At 48.0% G+C, this 17,290-nt stretch carries 10 protein-coding genes and 1 pseudogene; 7 read left to right on the top strand and 4 right to left on the bottom strand.

From position 1 onward, the window contains the following. The first annotated feature begins 2 nt into the window (after positions 1-2). The 5 genes from DAQ1742_RS05525 to DAQ1742_RS05545 all read left to right on the top strand — a co-directional run bounded on the left by DAQ1742_RS05525 (position 3) and on the right by DAQ1742_RS05545 (position 7,455). Entirely contained in the window at positions 3-452 is a 450-nt protein-coding gene (locus DAQ1742_RS05525) for a hypothetical protein (protein ID WP_145916204.1), read from the top strand. A 382-nt stretch (positions 453-834) separates the two neighbouring features. Next, positions 835-2,349, top strand: a complete 1,515-nt coding sequence (locus DAQ1742_RS05530) for a YfjI family protein (RefSeq protein ID WP_035343392.1) — start codon at positions 835-837, stop codon at positions 2,347-2,349. A 250-nt stretch (positions 2,350-2,599) separates the two neighbouring features. Then, the gene (locus DAQ1742_RS05535; RefSeq protein WP_035343388.1) at positions 2,600-3,298 is read left to right on the top strand and encodes an inovirus Gp2 family protein; all 699 of its coding nucleotides are present in this window, start codon (positions 2,600-2,602) and stop codon (positions 3,296-3,298) included. 563 nt (positions 3,299-3,861) lie between these two features. Continuing rightward, positions 3,862-4,833 (top strand): AAA family ATPase, encoded by a 972-nt coding sequence (locus DAQ1742_RS05540; RefSeq protein WP_035343384.1) that lies wholly within the window; start codon positions 3,862-3,864, stop codon positions 4,831-4,833. A gap of 21 nt (positions 4,834-4,854) precedes the next feature. After that, positions 4,855-7,455: a S8 family peptidase gene (locus tag DAQ1742_RS05545; protein WP_035343382.1), complete on the top strand. Its 2,601-nt coding sequence runs from the start codon at positions 4,855-4,857 to the stop codon at positions 7,453-7,455. Positions 7,456-7,704: 249 nt separating this feature from the next. Here the strand turns inward: DAQ1742_RS05545 and DAQ1742_RS05550 are convergent, their stop codons facing one another. From DAQ1742_RS05550 to DAQ1742_RS05565, 4 genes and pseudogenes are all read right to left on the bottom strand, one after another. Then, the gene (locus tag DAQ1742_RS05550) at positions 7,705-10,839 is read right to left on the bottom strand and encodes a type I restriction endonuclease subunit R (RefSeq protein ID WP_035343380.1); all 3,135 of its coding nucleotides are present in this window, start codon (positions 10,837-10,839) and stop codon (positions 7,705-7,707) included. Then, positions 10,839-12,020: pseudogene (locus tag DAQ1742_RS05555) on the bottom strand (DUF4268 domain-containing protein). Before DAQ1742_RS05555 ends, DAQ1742_RS05550 begins: the two are co-directional and overlap by 1 nt. Then, positions 12,013-13,449, bottom strand: a complete 1,437-nt coding sequence (locus tag DAQ1742_RS05560) for a restriction endonuclease subunit S (protein WP_051124101.1) — start codon at positions 13,447-13,449, stop codon at positions 12,013-12,015. The pseudogene DAQ1742_RS05555 and the gene DAQ1742_RS05560 overlap by 8 nt, the downstream one beginning before the upstream one ends. Further along, the gene (locus DAQ1742_RS05565) at positions 13,439-15,148 is read right to left on the bottom strand and encodes a class I SAM-dependent DNA methyltransferase (RefSeq protein WP_035343378.1); all 1,710 of its coding nucleotides are present in this window, start codon (positions 15,146-15,148) and stop codon (positions 13,439-13,441) included. The genes DAQ1742_RS05560 and DAQ1742_RS05565 overlap by 11 nt, the downstream gene beginning before the upstream one ends. A 329-nt stretch (positions 15,149-15,477) precedes the next feature. Here DAQ1742_RS05565 and DAQ1742_RS05570 point away from each other — a divergent pair, with 329 nt between their 5' ends. Together DAQ1742_RS05570 and DAQ1742_RS05575 are read left to right on the top strand one after the other, a co-directional pair. After that, positions 15,478-16,341 carry a GTPase family protein gene (locus DAQ1742_RS05570; protein WP_035343376.1) on the top strand — a complete coding sequence of 288 codons (864 nt, stop codon included), beginning with the start codon at positions 15,478-15,480 and terminating at the stop codon, positions 16,339-16,341. Positions 16,342-16,434: 93 nt separating this feature from the next. Further along, positions 16,435-17,259 carry a DUF932 domain-containing protein gene (locus DAQ1742_RS05575; protein WP_035343374.1) on the top strand — a complete coding sequence of 275 codons (825 nt, stop codon included), beginning with the start codon at positions 16,435-16,437 and terminating at the stop codon, positions 17,257-17,259. Positions 17,260-17,290: the final 31 nt, after the last annotated feature.

Here is a 17,290-nt window from a genome sequence, read left to right on the forward strand (position 1 = left end):
GGATGTTTGATCTTAATACTAGTTCCAGCACCATTAACGATGATCAAGAAATTCTGGCGAACATGCTAGGGTCGAATGATGTAAGTTTTGAAATCCAATACCATGCACCATCAGCTAATGCACAGCCTCTTGATGAATGGTTTAAAAATCATTACAAGAAAGTTGCTCTTCATGCAATGAATCAGGCTATTCATCAGAAACACCTAAGGGTTAAGTCACTCAGCCTTACACTTCAGAATATGATATCTCATTGTGTGCCACGTACTGGCTCGGCAATTAAGTCACGGCGTAGCAGCAAATCAGCTAAAAACTCTTCATCTTCTGGTTCTAACGATGGAAGTGATCCCGAACCTGCCAGTGGTTTTGGTTCCCTCTTCCTTTCTTGTTTTTGTCTCCTTACTCTCCCATTAAATTCATTTGCCAACAACTCTATTACAGAGGTGGCAGCATGAATCAATCCAAAGTATTGCAATTATCAGAAATGGATAATATCTCGCTTGTATCCACGACGGAATTAGCTAACTTGCTCAAGCGTAAACCTCAGACGATCAGAATGTGGCTATGTAATGATCGACTCCCATCAGGGCTAGTTAGACCAATCAACCTTAATAATAGAAATTATTGGTTTTTAGATGATGTCAGAAATTATTTAAAGTCATTGCAGGTAGTTGATGTTTAGTATTTATGGAAATTTAATTTAAATTAGATGGCGAGAGGTTTTCTCGTCTCATAAAACTTTACATTTCATTATTAGGATGGAGATTTGCTTATATAGATAAGTGGATCTCCCCTGAAGTCATTTGATTTTTCAATGATAAAAAGGGTCTAATATGCATGACCAAAAGAAATAAGAGTAAAAAAATAAAAGAACTGTCTTTAGAGTTTCAAACGTTACCGACATTTTCACAGCGATTGATAAGTTACATACATTTTAAAACGGGAGCTGCCGCTGAACTTATTTTTACCGTATTACTTGGGGTAATGGCGTATGCCTGCCAGGATAAATTTGATGTTCAGCTTAAGAATGGGAAAACTTTTACATCGCTTTATCTTCTGTTGTTAGCAAGATCCGGAAGCAGAAAATCAACTGTATTTAAATTGTTGATGGAGCCAATCTATCGACTGGAAAATGCGTTGAAAGATGATTTCCTGCTAAAGAAGGAGCGCTATGAACTAGAGATTGCATCATGGGAAGTGGAATTTAAAGAGTATAAAAAACAATACAGTAAAGCTATTCGTCAGATAACTGGTGAAAGCGAAGCACGCAATAAACAGGAGGAATGCTATCTAAGAAAACCAGTTATACCGATAAGAAAGTATCTTACTAAAAATGACACCACAAGTGAGGGACTTAGAAAGATATTAGCGCAGGGCTCCCCATCGTTGATGCTCGGGTCTGATGAGGCTGGAGGGCCCTTCGACAGTAATCTTTTCCGCAATACACCCGTACTCAACTCTCTTTGGGGAGAAGGAAGAATTGCAGACAGCAGGGCTTCACGTGACAGTTACGATGTTGATGATGCACGGCTAACGATGCTGCTGATGATGCAGCCCGGTTTATTTGATGACTTTCTTGAAAAACAGGGTGAAAAAGCAAGGAATTCAGGATGTTTGGCTCGCTTATTGCCGGTCGACATGGAACAGATCCCTGAATTGATCTGTATCCCTGATGCTGGTACATGGACTGATGAACCAGGGCTGGAAGAATTTTTTTCTATTGTCACCAAGCATTTGCAGGATGGAATGAGGCGTAGAGAAAAAAATGAAGAACGTATATTTGTTACTTTTTCTTCTGAGGCACAAAGCATCTGGAGTTTACAGAGTAGACAAATTCAGGAAAAAATAAAAAAAGGAGGCGAACTACACCATTATGATGATTTTAGTGCTCGATTTATGGAGCATGCTTCACGGATTGCAGCAGTCATGCAAATGTTTATTACACCTGACTCACCAGTAATTACGAAGGAAACTTTAACATCATCATTAAAAATAACAGAATTTTTTATTAATCATCTTATCGCTAAGGTTGATTCCACTCGAAAACCTACAAGAGCTGAAAAGTTGGCATGGTACCTAGAAGACAATCTCGTTAGCAATGGTTCTTACGACTTCAAAAGAAATGATCTTATTAAGAAAGGTCCATATTCCGTAAGGAGTTCAGAAAACCTGATGCCTACTTTAAAACAACTTGAGTCTGAAGGTGTAGTGCAATTATTCGAAAGAGGAGGGGTTAATTATGTAAAATTTATTGGTTCAACAATGGAACCGAAAGACTTGGCTGAGAAGACTAACATCCCTATTTTATACTCGGGATCGATAGCGATGAGTAAGCTACCTAACTTCGAATAACTTCAGAGCAATTAAAATCTGTCTGGTTAATATTTTTTTTTGACCTTAAGCACAGTGACACAGCGGATTCAGGTTAAATTACTAGTGAGGACAACCAATGGATTTTAACTGGTATATGTAATATATCTCAGTGGTTATTCTATATCCTACACCTGTACATCCCCCTATAGGGAGTATATCCAACATCACATGGGTAGCGTGAGGGCTACCCATTATCCAAATATTAATATTTACAAACTTAAGGATTATTATGAATTCGCAGTATAAGCTTAGCAATGCAGAGATTGATGACTTGGTAGAAATAGCCTCCAGAAAGTATAGATCACCCATTGACCTCAATATTCTCAATTCACTGCTTGAAATGGTCTACGACACGCTGGAGCTGCATAACCGGATACTGGCTATTCGTACTGACACGAGGTTCGCTCTGTCTCATGTACCGGGAGAGCCTGATCTACCAATATGCTTCCAGCGCGATGATACGCAGGCAATCACTCGCTTCTTCGAGTCACTGAAAAGTCAGTTACGGGCGGATCATAACCGGTCCAGAAGACCGGGAGATCCGACATTACCATCTTATGGATGGTGTAGAGAACGAGATACAAGCGTACACCCGCATTATCACCTTGTGTTGTTGTTCAATGCCGATGTCTATGGGTATTTGGGTAATTACCAGGACCCCGATGCTGACAATATGGCTACCCGAATACAGAAAGCTTGGTGCAGTGCTCTAGGGCTTGATTACCCTGATTACGCAACATTAGCTGAATTCCCACCAAATGCTGTTTATAGGTTTAGCCGATTCGACGCCTTGGATCGTAGCCCAGTCTACTGGGGTTTCCTAATTCGACTGGCGTATCTGGCGAAAACCAGGACCAAGGATACCTACAGCGTTTACCGCAACTTTGGCACAAGCCAGTGCTCATGCTTAGGTGGATTAGGTCGTTAATGGTTCCTCGGGTAGGGGCTGATGCCCCACCGAGACATTAACATAATGGTTACATTTCGAAGTAAAAAATTCGATATTGTGCCTCGGTACCCTGCTACAACCTGCTACATGTAGCAGGTTGTAGCAGCCCTCAGAGAGCGGGACATACATTTTTGGGCTAATAGCTACGGGTATGCCACTGTCTAAGAGCTAAGTTCCGTATTGATGATTGCAGCATTTAAGCTGGCAACGTCCCCCCTTGATTAAGGATAGCGTTGCATCGACCCGTTGAACTCACAGCACGAAGCGGCCTACTTGAGAGTCGCGAGGTCTGCCAAGAGCGAGCAGCAGAAGTTGGAAGAGATAACGCCAGCGATTAAAGATGACCACTTGGCTTATGGCGATTCAGTGCGCCATGATTCAGAAGGTGAGCACTACTGTAATTTTAAAATCCCTGCGGGGAGCGAGCTTGTTCTAGCACTCCATGGAAGCATGAGAGCCTAGATTGAAGGGTTGACCAGATATGTGTTTGCCAGCTCTGTTCGGCTTGATAAACTAGACTCTGTAGTAATGTGAGGTAAACAATGGCCAGAGCCGACTTAGTGCTGAATTTAGTAGAAATGGGGATAAAGGGGGACCTGCCTCGTTTCAAAATTACCGCAGAGGCGATAGCTGCGGAGGCCACGGCACGCCACCAGTATCAGCTGGCGGACAAGTTAAAAAATATTCTTACTAGTTCAGGTTCGGGTGAGACACGTCGCTACACCTACGATAATGATCTACAGAATGCGTTCTATGAAATTCAACCGCGCAAAATTATTGATGACTTGATTGTTCCTGAATCAGTTATCACCCAGTTTATGGAGCTTATTGAAGAGCACGCACGCCGAGATGTTCTGCGGTCTTATAATCTTGAACCCCGACATAAACTTCTTCTTTCGGGCCCTCCTGGTAATGGTAAAACCTCTATTGCCGAGGCTCTTGCAAATCATCTTTCTCTACCGTTCTTCACGGTTAAATATGAAGGCATAATTAATCGTTATCTCGGCGAGACAGCGCAGCAGATTGATAAATTATTTGAGTTTGTGAAAACTCAGCGTTGCGTTCTCTTTTTTGATGAGTTTGACGCCATCGGAAAAGAGCGCGAAGATGCAAATGACAATGGTGAAATGAAGCGTGTGGTGAACTCGCTGCTTAAGCAGATTGATTTATTACCTAGTCATGTTGTGGTCGTGGGGGCTACAAACCATGAATCAATGCTCGATAAAGCCATTTGGCGCAGATTTCAGTTACAGATAACAGTGCCCGCCCCAACACAGCGTATGGCAATGAAATGGTTCGAAGAATTTGAAAAACGGGTCGGCCACTCTCTGGGACTGGCTCCTTCAACCCTTGCCAGAAAACTGTCAGGACTGAGCTTTGCCGAACTCGAAGAATTTGCTCTCGACGTGCAACGTAAATACGTGCTCGGCCTCCCCACAAGTAAAAATAAGCTAAAGGATATTTCCGCTCATTGCCTCAAATACTGGACGGATAGATATCGGCAGGAAAATTAATTCACATAAAAGGAACGTGAAGTGGCGAAGAACCCTCTACTCATATTTACTACACCGAAAGCAGTCAATAAGAGGGACGACCTTCCGCCCTTTGTATCATCGATTCAATCACCACCCTTTAATATTCAGGCCGATCGGGTAATACCCAAGGTGGAGAGGCTCGAACGTAAATTTGCGGAATACATTGAGTTTGCCGATACTGCCGAGGGGTTCCTCCCAGAAAAAGTCCTCGTTCTAGAAGTTGCGGGTGAAATTCAGGGCGTTGCTAATGCGCTTGCCCGCGTTAAAGGTTTTGAATACCTATCCTCATCCCTGCTCGAAAAATCTTTTGATAGCGAAGATTATTATACGCTAAGCAACAGCAGACGGACGCCCACTTCCAAAAATGCTTACCTCACCATGAGTAATCAGGCTGGGTTGAGCCGACTTTTGGCATTGTGGCGCGAATATCAGAGAACCCGTACCGTTGAACGTGGCTATGGAGCCCTGAAAGAGGTATTTAACAGGCTGATTGATATTAGGTTCTGGGATACACGCGACAGGCTGGAGGCAACGTCGGTTGTGGAAAATTGGCAGGCCCTCGTAGAGGATGCTGCGGCTGGATATGACGCTCCTGTGCCATTTGAAATCGAACTCTGGTACAGGGCATTACCCGCAGAGCAGGCCAGAGCGGAAACGCGGATAAGACGCCTTATTGCCCAGGCAGGTGGAAGCATCACCGGAGGATGTCTCCATAAGGGGATCAGCTATCACGCACTTGTTGGTCAGTTGCCGATCAGCAGGGTTGAGCAGGTGCTGGCCGATGGAGCTGGAATTCTGGAACTCATGCGCTGTGACGATGTTATGTATTTCAGGCCACTCGGACAATGCGCAATCCTAGTGAACAGCGAGAATACGGTTGCCAATGAGGGGTTGCCGTTCGGTCATCAGTCCATGCCAGATCCCTATGCCAGTCCAGTGATTGCTTTACTTGATGGGCTCCCGCTTGAGAATCATCAGGCGTTGAGTGGTAGACTCGAAATTGATGACCCTGATGATTTTGAGGCACTTTATGATGTACCTTCCCACCAGAGCCATGGGACTTCAATGGCTTCATTGATTGTACACGGCGATTTGTCCGATCCCGAAGAGCCTCCGCTTCGACGTCGCATTCATGTCAGGCCTATCATGGCACCTGGTAGCACAGGATTTAACGGAAGCGTTAGAGAGCAGATACCGACTCACTATCTTCCAGCTGATCTGATTCATCGGGCCGTAGTCAGAATGAAAAGAGGTGAAAACGGCCACCCCCCTACCGCTCCAGATGTGTCGGTCATTAACCTGTCCGTGGGCGATCCCTGCAGAATGTTTGACGCGCATATCAGTCCGTGGGCGCGAATGCTTGACTGGCTTTCTGTCGAGTTTCAGGTACTTTTTGTCGTTAGTGCGGGTAATTCTGGAATGCAGTTAGTTCTGGATAATGTTGCAGGGGACGACTTTAGTGCACTTACGCCTGATGAGCTAGAAGAACATGCCCTTAAAGCCATTGCATTACAGCGTCCGCTGCGACGTTTACTGTCGCCAGCTGAGTCAATCAACGCTCTGACCGTTGGTGCAACGCATCACGACGGCTATACCGGTGCAATACCGACAAATCAGGTCGATATTTTTAGAACACAGGGGATGTTCTCCCCTATCAACCCTGTTGCGCTCGGCAGGCGTAAATCGGTCAAACCCGAAATTCATATGCCTGGCGGCAGACAGACCTATATAAATAAAACCATTACAGCCCGTGATCCTGTCAGACTGGTTATATCTCAGACGCCCCGCTTCGGACCTGGGCTTCAGTCCGCCATGCCTGGAGTTGGAGGGGCGATTAATCAGTATGGATTTACATCGGGCACAAGTAATGCGGCAGCGCTGGCAACCCGCAGGCTTGCCATGCTTCATGAAACGCTTCAGGAAATGAAAGAACTTGGCTATGGGGAGGCGCTCTCTAAAGCCCCTGATGCTTTGATACTTAAGGCCATGTTGATCCATGGCGCTGAACATAATGTGCTGTCAAGACAGCTTATCAGCCGCCATCTTGACGTAAACGGCAGTCGGACATTCAAGTCCGACCTTAACCAATATTTGGGTTTTGGCCGGGTGAATGAACGCCGTATTCATTTCTGCCATGACAACCAGGCTACTCTGCTGTACACCAACGTCATCGAGGGTGAAAAGGCACAGGATTTCTTCTTACCACTTCCCCCGAGTCTGGCTGCGAGGACCGTCAACCGTCGACTCATTGTGACGGTGGCTTGGTTCTCACCAGTAAATTATGGTCATAAAGACTACCGTGGTGCTCAGCTGTGGGCTAGTCCTGCTTTTGGCGCTATCGATTTAGATGAATTCGATAACTACCCCTCCCACCTCAAAAATGGTACTGTTTATCATGAGGTTCGCAGAGGTAATCGTGCATCGGTGTTTACCAGAGGCGATCAGCTTGCCATCCGCATCAACTGTTATGGTCGTGCAGGTATCAAGAAACTCCGGGTGCCTTATGTTGTGATCGCGACGTTGGATACGCCGGGAGTTGCGCTACCCGTCTATGAAGAAGTCCGCGCGGCGTTGCAGATTGCAGCGCGGCAGAACGTATAATTATTGGTAATACCGAGAGAATGTCGTGGTTATCACAGAATGAGTCGGAGGGCAGTTGAGCGCAAAGCCATAACGGTTTCTTTGCGCTCAACTCCAGGCATGAACATTATGAGCCTTGACCTGCCCCCTCTAATTAATGCAATGCGGACTTAGCAATGCCCGCTCCTGGCACAAAGCAGCCTGTCAGCTTAGGTCAAGCTCTGTACCGTAACAGTGCCAGGATCAGGTCTGAGCTAACTCAATTGAACCTCAAACTGTCCAACTATTCGAAACGACTTCAGCCTGCTTCAGTATCAGCTCAACTGCATAAGGTGTTTTATCCGGCGGATACTTGTACTTACGCAGCGTCTGACGCACCAGAATGCGTAACCGCGCGCGCACGCTTTCTCGTACCTGCCAGTCTACAGTTGTGGATTGACGCAATTTTAACGTGACTTCGATAGCCAGTTTCTTAAGGACGTCATCACCCAGCTCTCGTACCGCGCTTTCGTTTTCCGCCAGTGCATCGTAGAACGCGATTTCGTCCGGGTTTAGCCCCAGCGCTTCATCACGCGCCATTGCTTCCTGAAACTCTTTTGCCATCTGGATCAGTTCTTCAATCACCTGCGCGGTTTCAATGGCGCGGTTATTGTATTTGAGCAGCACGGCTTTCAGACGATCTGAGTATTTCTTCTCCTGCACCACGTTGTTTTTGGTGCGGGCATGAATGCCATCGTTCAGCAGTTTCTCCAGCAACTCCACTGCCAGATTGCGCTGCGGCAATTCGCGCACTTCTTCCAGAAACTCGTCTGACAACAATCCGATATTCGGCTTATCCAAACCTGCCAGCGCAAACACATCATCCACGCCCGTCGCAATAATGGCGTTATCGAGGATTTTGCCAAGCAACGTGTTTTTCTCTGACTGGCTGAATTTTTTGTCGGTTGTCGTCAGCTTGATGATCGCTACTTTCACCGCCGACAAAAACGCGATCTCTTTTTGCAAGGGTTTGGCTTCATCTAACGTACTGCACAGTGACCAGGCTTTGTTCATCGCCAGCACGACATCGAAAAAGCGCTTCTTACCATCATCGAGGCCCAGCACATAATCTGCGGCTTTGAGTAAAAACTGTTGGGGCACCTCTGCAAAACCGGTGTAATCAAACCCGGCGGCGGTTGGTGTTTTAGCAAACATTCCATGAATCACATCCAGTTTTTCAAGCAGGATGGCGAACGCTTCATGGGCATCGACAGTCGTCTGCCCTTTACCTTTTGAATCGGTATAGGTTTTCAACGCCTGTTTCAGTTCATTGGCGATTCCAATGTAATCCACCACTAAACCGCCCGGTTTATCCTTGAAGACGCGGTTGACGCGCGCAATAGCCTGCATCAGGTTATGCCCGCGCATCGGTTTATCGATGTACATCGTATGACAACATGGCGCATCAAACCCGGTAAGCCACATATCGCGCACAATCACCAGTTTCAACGGGTCGTTGAGATCTTTAAAGCGCGCTTCAAGGCGTTTTTTGGTCTGCTTATTGTAGATGTGCGGCTGAAGGAATTTATTATCGGAGGCTGAGCCGGTCATGATGATTTTGATTTCACCTTTCTCGACGTCATCACTGTGCCACTCCGGGCGTAGAGCCACCAGCGCATCATACAGCTTCACGCAGATCTCTCGGCTCATGGCAACAATCATTGCTTTGCCATTCATTGTGGCATTACGTGCCTCAAAATGCTGAACTAGATCGGCGGCCACCTGATTGATACGCGGTTCAGAACCGACCAGTTTTTCCAGACGGCTCCAGTCGCTTTTGGTTTTCTCTTTCTGATCGGTCTCTTCATCTTCGACCAGCTCATCCACTTGTTCTGACAGAGTTTCCAGCTCTTCGTGGTTGAGGTCGAGTTTTGCCAGGCGCGATTCATAGTAGATAGGCACGGTTGCGCCGTCTTCCACTGCATCCTGAATATCGTAGATAGAGACGTAATCACCAAACACCGCGCGGGTGTCTTTGTCTTCGGAAGAAACCGGTGTTCCGGTAAACCCCATAAACGACGCATTGGGTAACGCATCGCGCATATGTTTGGCGTAACCGTACTTATAAGCGCCGGTTTCCCGGTCCAGTGTGGCGCTGAGCCCATACTGGCTGCGGTGCGCCTCATCGGAAATGACGACGATATTACTGCGCAGGTTTAGCGCCGGATGAGTTTGTTCACCATCCAGCGGGGCAAATTTTTGCACGGTGGTAAAAATAATCCCGCCTGATTCACGGGCGTTGAGCATCTCTCGGAGCTGGTCGCGGTCGTTCGCCTGCAACGGTTCCTGCTTAAGCAAATCCTGTGCCTGGCAGAAGGTGGCATACAGTTGGCCGTCGAGATCGTTACGGTCAGTCACCACCACGATGGTCGGGTTGTTCATTTCCGCTTGTTGCAGCAGTTTCCCGGCGTAACAGCACATCGAAATACTCTTCCCTGAACCCTGCGTGTGCCACACCACGCCTGCTTTTTTACTGCCTGGCGTGATGTTGCTGCGCAACGGTAAATGTTTACCGGTAGAGGCCACAATTGTCGCTGCCACTGCTTCACGTACGGCATGGAACTGATGATAGGCGGCAATTTTTTTAATCAGCCGTTTGCCGTCGCTTTCAAACAGGATGAAGTAACGAATGTAGTCGAGCAGAAGTTCGCGGTTAAAGAACCCTTTCACTACAGTTTCAAGTTGCCACTCAAACAGCGGTTTGTCGTCTTCATTAGACAGCGTTTTCCACGGCAGGAAGCGCTCTTCGTTCGCGGTGAGAGAGCCAATACGGGCGTTGTAGCCATCGCTGACCACCAGCGCTTCGTTGCAGATAAACAGGTCGCTGAGTTCGTTTTTATAGGTCTGCAACTGGTTAAATGCCGCCCAGATATCGGCATTAGCATCAATCGGACTTTTCAGCTCAATTACTGCTATGGGCAGACCGTTGATATAGCAGATGACATCCGGGCGACGAATCTGCTTCGTTCCCTGGATGGCTACCTGATTCACCACCGTAAAGCGGTTATGCTTCGGATGGTTAAAATCCATCAGCAGCGCTTTATCGTGAATGACTCTGTCATCATGCTTGTACCGCACCGGCACGCCGTCGAGCAGCAGGTGATGGAAGGCTTTGTTACTGACGACCAGATCCGGGCTTTGCGCATGGCCGATACGCTGTATCACCTCATCCAGCACGGCAACCGGGAGATGTGGGTTAATCTTTTGCAATTGCTCCAGTAGCACCGGGCGCAAAAACACATCGTGGAACGAAGCACGCAGCGGATGGTTGCCATCTGGCGCAATATCCGGTCCGTGCAATACTTCCCAGCCCAGTTCAGCAAACCATTGCAGGCTTTGCTGTTCTAAATCGTCTTCGCTCAGCATTACTCTTCCTCTCCCTCGGTAATCAATCCTGTCTGCTTAAGTTCAATTGCCAGTTCCAGTAAGCTCGGGCGAATCGTTTTTTCCAGACGATTCATACTATCCATCATCCAGTCGATAATGGCAGGCCAGATCTCTTTATTGCCACCGTCAAACGCCTTTGAACAGACGATCTGGCAGCTCTTTCTTTCAGGCAATAACCGCCAGTCGAGCGGCTCACCAAATAACGATTCGATATGCGTTCTGCGTTCCTGTAGACGCTCAAAAAGCCAGGTATTTTCCAGTGCATCACCACGTGAAATATTGAGCTGCACGCGGGCATCTTTCTGAGAAAAGATCAGTTCAAACGGCACACCGCTGACACCTGACCCGGCAGCAAGCCAGTGATCGGTTGAGGGAGCGCGGTTGTTAAACAGTGAGCAGGGGCTGGTGCGGAATTTTTCCAGCGCCATCGTCCAGAACTCGCGGCGCAGATAGTGACGCTGTTGCAGTTCGCTGCTGCTGGTGGCTGATTGTTCTTCCGCCTCTTTTTGCGCCATTCCAATCATGTATGACTCCGCTTCCGGGGTTGGGATGACCTGGCGGATATCGACAAAGACATCCTCGCCGAAACGGTATGGCGTGACTTTGAAGCATTGCGCGCGGATACCAAACTGCATCAGCCACAGCGCTGTATTGGTAACCTCTTTGCGAAAGTTAGCCGCCACCATAATGACACGCTGGGTGCCTTTGCGGTTGAGTACACCCTCTTTCAGATTTTCCCAGCCCATAAATTCAGCGATAACTTCAGGTGCCTTACGGATCTCTGCCGATTCGTACTGATCCAGATAAAGCTGGAAGATCTCCACCACGCTTTCCTAGCGTAGATTGGCGCAGTAACCGGCATATTTCAGCGCCTGCCACACCACATCGCGCCCGGAGTCATCGAGCTTGTTTTCGATGATGACCAAGTTGCCTTTTTTATCCAGCGCCAGCAGGTCGAGGCGCTCTTTGGTATCGTCGAAACCTGCAAACTCTTTCTGGATAATGAGTAGTTCGTCTTCTTTGTCGTCTTTTTTGGTCAGCACCTGCGGGTTTTTCGCCAACCACTCCTGCAGGTGATCGCGTTCACGAAAGCCGAGGCTGCTAAAAGAGACTTCCAACAGCGACTGAAGGCTATTGTTTGGGCGGTCGACTTTATACATGTTCCGCCTCGCTTACCGCCTGCTCAGCTTCCGGCAGAGTGATTTCGCCGGAGAGGAGTTTGGGGAGAAGGGTGTCGCGGAGTTGGGTTAAACACATGATACTATTGGTAATTGATAATTGTTGTTCCCATAACGGGGTAATAACATTATTAAAAGATATCAATACGTTGTCAGAAGGAAGGATAACCTTAAGCTCGCCTAAGGCTGTCAAACTAAGATTAGCCTGAACACCCTGGACAACTTTTGATTGAACTTCTTGTTGGATTCTCTTTGATTGCAAATTAAGTCTAATCAAATTGAGATATGACGCACTATCCTTTAACCTGATAAATGCAATCGCTTGATTGCAATTGCAAGCCAGCATTTCATTTTCAACAACAGCTACACGGCCAATTGTACCTGCTATTGAGAAAAGAATATCATTAGATTGAAGTATCGAGCGTTTTAAAACCATCTCATGAACGCGTTTCGATATTTTATCCAGACTAAAAACATTAATCAGACCATCATCACCAATATCTTTAACTTTTAAAAAATTAATATTTTGATTTTCTTCTGAGCTTAAATCCTTCTTGGCTGGAGTGGTTCCTTTCGACAGAGCAAGAGACAGTGATTTAATGTTCTTAATGTCCCAACCTATCGGAATCTCCCCTAACTCACTCTCCTGCAACGCAGATGGAAATAGCTCTGCCGTGGCTTTCAACTCGGCATATTGCTCAGGGTGTTCACGCTCAAAAACTGCCAGCGCATCAACATCTTTCCCGGAAATCGTCATCATGGCTGCAAGCGTCGCGTCTTCCTGCGAGCCGCCTGCTTCCAGTACTGCCATTTTGGCTTTTACCGGTTCAAAATCGACAAACCAGCTTTTGAAAAGGGCTTGTGCCATTTGTTCGAGGGTTTGATTGATTTCGGTATTTATTTCTATTTTTGTATCCAAGGAGTCAAGTATTAAAGCAATTTTCTTTTGTACGGATTTAACGGGTAAAGAAACCTTAAATTGGCTAAAGTGGCCCTTATTCAAAATTGGGGTTGCACTTCCTCCAGAAATTGCTTTGAACGCATCCTGCAGAGTTGAAAGATAATAATAGACATACTTATAATCAAAACGATCTGAATCTACAACAATGGCATTTATCTGCTGATTAGTAATACTTTTACCAGGTAATAAAACCGTTTTCCCCATATCCGAACCAATACAAGACACTGCAATGCTATTTTGAGGCAGCAAGCAATTCCGTACCGCTTCGACACCCTGAGAAGACAAATACCGTTCGGTTTTATTTATAAGTCTCCGACCATCCATATCTTTTGGCGTTACAAAAGGAATACCTTGTGTGCTAAAAGCATCACTAATTTTGGCGGGCGGTGTTTTACCAGTGATAACCTTACCTAAATCCTCAATTTTGTATTCAAATAATTCAAAACTCATAACCCAGCCCCCCAAGATTCGCCTTAATCTGTGCTTCCAGTTTTGCGCTCTCTTCCAGCTGATCTTTAAGCTGCGTTGTCAGTCGTGCCATCTTCTTGGCAAACGGCTCATCGTCTTCATCCTGCTCGGCGGCACCAACATAGCGCCCTGGGGTTAGAACAAAGTCATTTTTCTGGATATCTTCCAGTGTTGCAGAGAAGCAGAACCCGGCTTCGTCTTCGTAGTCCTTATCCGCCTGCCAGGCGTGGAAGGTATCGGCAATTTTGGCGATATCCTCGCGGGTAAAGTCGCGCAGTACGCGGTCTTTCATATAGCCAATCTGGCGGGCATCAATAAACAGCACTTCGCCTTTACGGTGCGCTTTACCATTGCCGCCCGATTTATCTTTAGTCAGAAGCCAGATACAGGCCGGGATTTGGGTGTTGGTAAATAACTGACCTGGCAGTGCCACCATACATTCCACCAGATCCGCTTCGATCAGGTTGCGGCGAATGTCGCCTTCGTTGTTGGTGTTAGAGCTCATCGAACCGTTGGCCAGCAACAGCGCCATTGAACCTTTTGGTGCCAGGTGGTGGATCATATGCTGCATCCACGCAAAGTTGGCGTTGCCCTGCGGTGGCGTGCCATATTTCCAGCGCACATCGTTTTCCAGCTTCGCGTTCCACCACTCCTTCATATTGAACGGAGGATTAGCCATCACGAAGTCGGCACGCAGATCCGGGTGCTGATCGTCCAACAGGGTGTCGGCGTTTTTGCTGCCGAAGTTAAAGTCGATACCCCGGATTGCCATATTCATCGCAGCCAGCTTCCAGGTGGTCGGGTTCGACTCCTGGCCATAGACGGAGATATTGCGCTTCTGCTCAGCGGCATTGTAATTTTTTTCGCCTGCGTGCTCTTCAATAAAGCGGTCGCTGGAAACAAAGAACCCGCCAGAACCCATTGCCGGGTCATACACGCGCCCGTTGTAAGGTTGCAGCATTTCGACAATCAAAGTAACGATACTTTTTGGCGTATAGTACTGCCCCCCCTGTTTGCCTTCTGCCAGCGCAAACTGGCCGAGGAAATATTCGTACACGTGGCCGAGAATGTCTTTGCTCTTTAAGCTGAGTTTCTCACCGTTATACTCCGGGTTGCTGAAGTTAGCGTCAGAGAAGGTGTTAATCAGCCCGGTCAGCACCTCGTTGCCTAACTGGTACTGGCTAATGCGGTTCAGAATACCTTTCAGCTTCGGGTTGGTTTTTTCAATTTCATCCAGCGCGTTGTCTACCAGCCAGGAGACGGAGCGCAGCTTCACATCCTGTCCGGTGTTTTCATCCACCCACAGCACCGTACCAGTCGGCAGCATGGCTTTGTTTTTCAGTGTTTCCCAACGTGCGGCCTTTGGCACCCAGAAAACATTCTTCTCGGTGTAGTAATCTTCAACTTCCAGTTCGTCCCGGATAGCCTGGGCGTATTCTTCGTCGCAGTCGTAATCATTACGTGACATGGCGTAGATGTTGTCGGGATTACCGACATCGCGGAACAGGGTGGTCAGCTCCTGCTGACGGGCCTCAAAGGCATCGGAAACATACTTCAGGAAAATAAGCCCCAGCACCACATGCTTGTAGTTGGCGGCATCCATGTTGGCACGCAGTTTGTCAGCGGCCTTCCAGAATTTGTTATCCAGCTCATTAAGAAACAGTTGTTCAGCGTTGTTCATGAAAATCCTCAGAGTAGACAACGGTAGCAGTGCATCATGTGCTGCTACGACATTTTTTTAGAATGCATTGCGCAAAATGATACCTGTAATAGAGGTAATCACAAACGCCAGGGCGTAAAGAAGTGGGATATGAGTGGGGAAAATGGTACCTAAGCCAGGTTATTACTGTGTTGGGAGTGGACGCCAAAACGGCTCAATCACTGAATGATATTGACCAACCTGCATATATTCTAAGTCATTTCAGATAGATATCATCTTCCTGAACGCACCGCATCTACAGCTAATCCGCAAGGGGTCGCTGTTTTTGTTTTCTTTATCTCGGAGATGTCATGAGAAATCAGGATGGTTTGCATTCGCTGCATCGTTCGCTTAGCGGTTTACCGGAATGGGCCTGCGCGCGAGTCATGCAGCAGATTCGTCAGTTAACACAATACGAGCCCGTTATCGGCATAATGGGGAAAACCGGGTCGGGTAAATCATCACTCTGTAATGCGCTGTTTGCCGGAAAAATCTCTCCGGTCAGCGATGTGAGCGCCTGCACACGCGAACCCTTGCGCTTTCGTTTGCAGATTGGCGAACGCTTTATGACCATAGTCGATCTGCCCGGTGTCGGTGAAAGCGAAAGTCGTGATGCGCAATATGCTGCTATGTATCGCCAGCAACTGCCGCACCTCGACCTGGTGCTGTGGCTGATTAAGGCCGATGACCGTGCGCTGTCCGTGGATGAGCATTTTTATCATCAGGTGATTGGCGGGGCATACCGGCATAAGGTGTTGTTTGTTATCAGTCAGTCGGATAAGGCCGAACCCACCAGCGGTGGTGAAAAGCTGTCTACAGAGCAGAAACAAAATATCAGCCGCAAAATCTGCCTGCTACATGAGTTTTTCCAGCCGGTAAACCCTGTCTGCGCAGTGTCGGTACGTTTGCAATGGGGGCTGCGGGTGATGGCGGAGCGAATGATTCGTTGCCTGCCGCGTGAGGCCAGCAGTCCTGTAGCGGTACAGCTCAGTGCGCCGCTTCGTACTGACACTGTTAATAAAAAAGCCCGTGACGATTTTGGTGAAACGGTCGGCTCGGTGTTGGACACGGTAAGCAGCATGCCCTTGATACCGGCCTCGGTTCGGACAGTCATCCAGTCTGTACGCGACATCGTGGTATCGGTCGCTCGTACAGTCTGGAATTTCTTCTTCTGAATTGCCCCTTCTAACCCATCGTTTCCTCAGCCCTGCCGCGATTGAGCGGCAGGGCTTTTTTGTCTTTATTTATCCATCATGAGGAGTCTGTTTATGAGCCGTCTGGCTTCGCGCTTTGGCGCAGCAAACCTTATTCGTTGTGACCGTCCGTTAACCCGTGAAGAGCTGTTTCGCGTGGTGCCCAGTGTCTTCAGCGAGGACAAGCACGCGTCACGCAGCGCACGATATACCTGGATACCAACCATTACCGTTCTTGAAAACCTGCAGCGCGAAGGCTTTCAGCCCTTCTTTGCCTGCCAGACCAGAGTGCGTGACCCAGGGCGTCGTGAGCATACAAAGCACATGCTGCGACTGCGTCGGGAGGGGCAAATTACCGGCAAACAGGTCCCGGAAATTATTCTGCTCAACTCCCACGATGGCTCCAGTTCGTATCAGATGCTGCCAGGATTATTCCGTGCGGTATGCCAGAACGGGCTCGTCTGCGGTGAGTCGTTTGGCGAGGTGCGGGTGCCGCACAAAGGAGATGTCGTAAGTCAGGTGATTGAGGGAGCGTATGAAGTGCTGGGGATTTTTGACCGTGTGGAAGAGAAGCGGGATGCCATGCAGTCGCTGATGCTGCCGCCACCTGCACAACAGGCTCTGGCACAGGCTGCACTGACGTACCGTTTCGGTGAGGACCACCAGCCGGTGACAGCACCTCAGATACTCTCCCCACGCCGCTGGCAGGATGAGAGCAGTGATCTGTGGACCACGTACCAGCGTATTCAGGAGAACCTGATTAAGGGCGGGCTCAGTGGCAGGAGTGCAAAAGGCGGGCGAACGCATACCCGCGCCGTGCGTGGTATCGACGGAGATGTGAAGCTCAACCGGGCTCTCTGGGTGATGGCGGAAACGATGCTGAGTGGGTTTCAGTCCTGAAAGTGTTATCGCCATGTTAACAAAGGACACT

The organism is Dickeya aquatica (assembly GCF_900095885.1).
Classification (GTDB): Bacteria; Pseudomonadota; Gammaproteobacteria; order Enterobacterales; family Enterobacteriaceae; genus Dickeya; species Dickeya aquatica.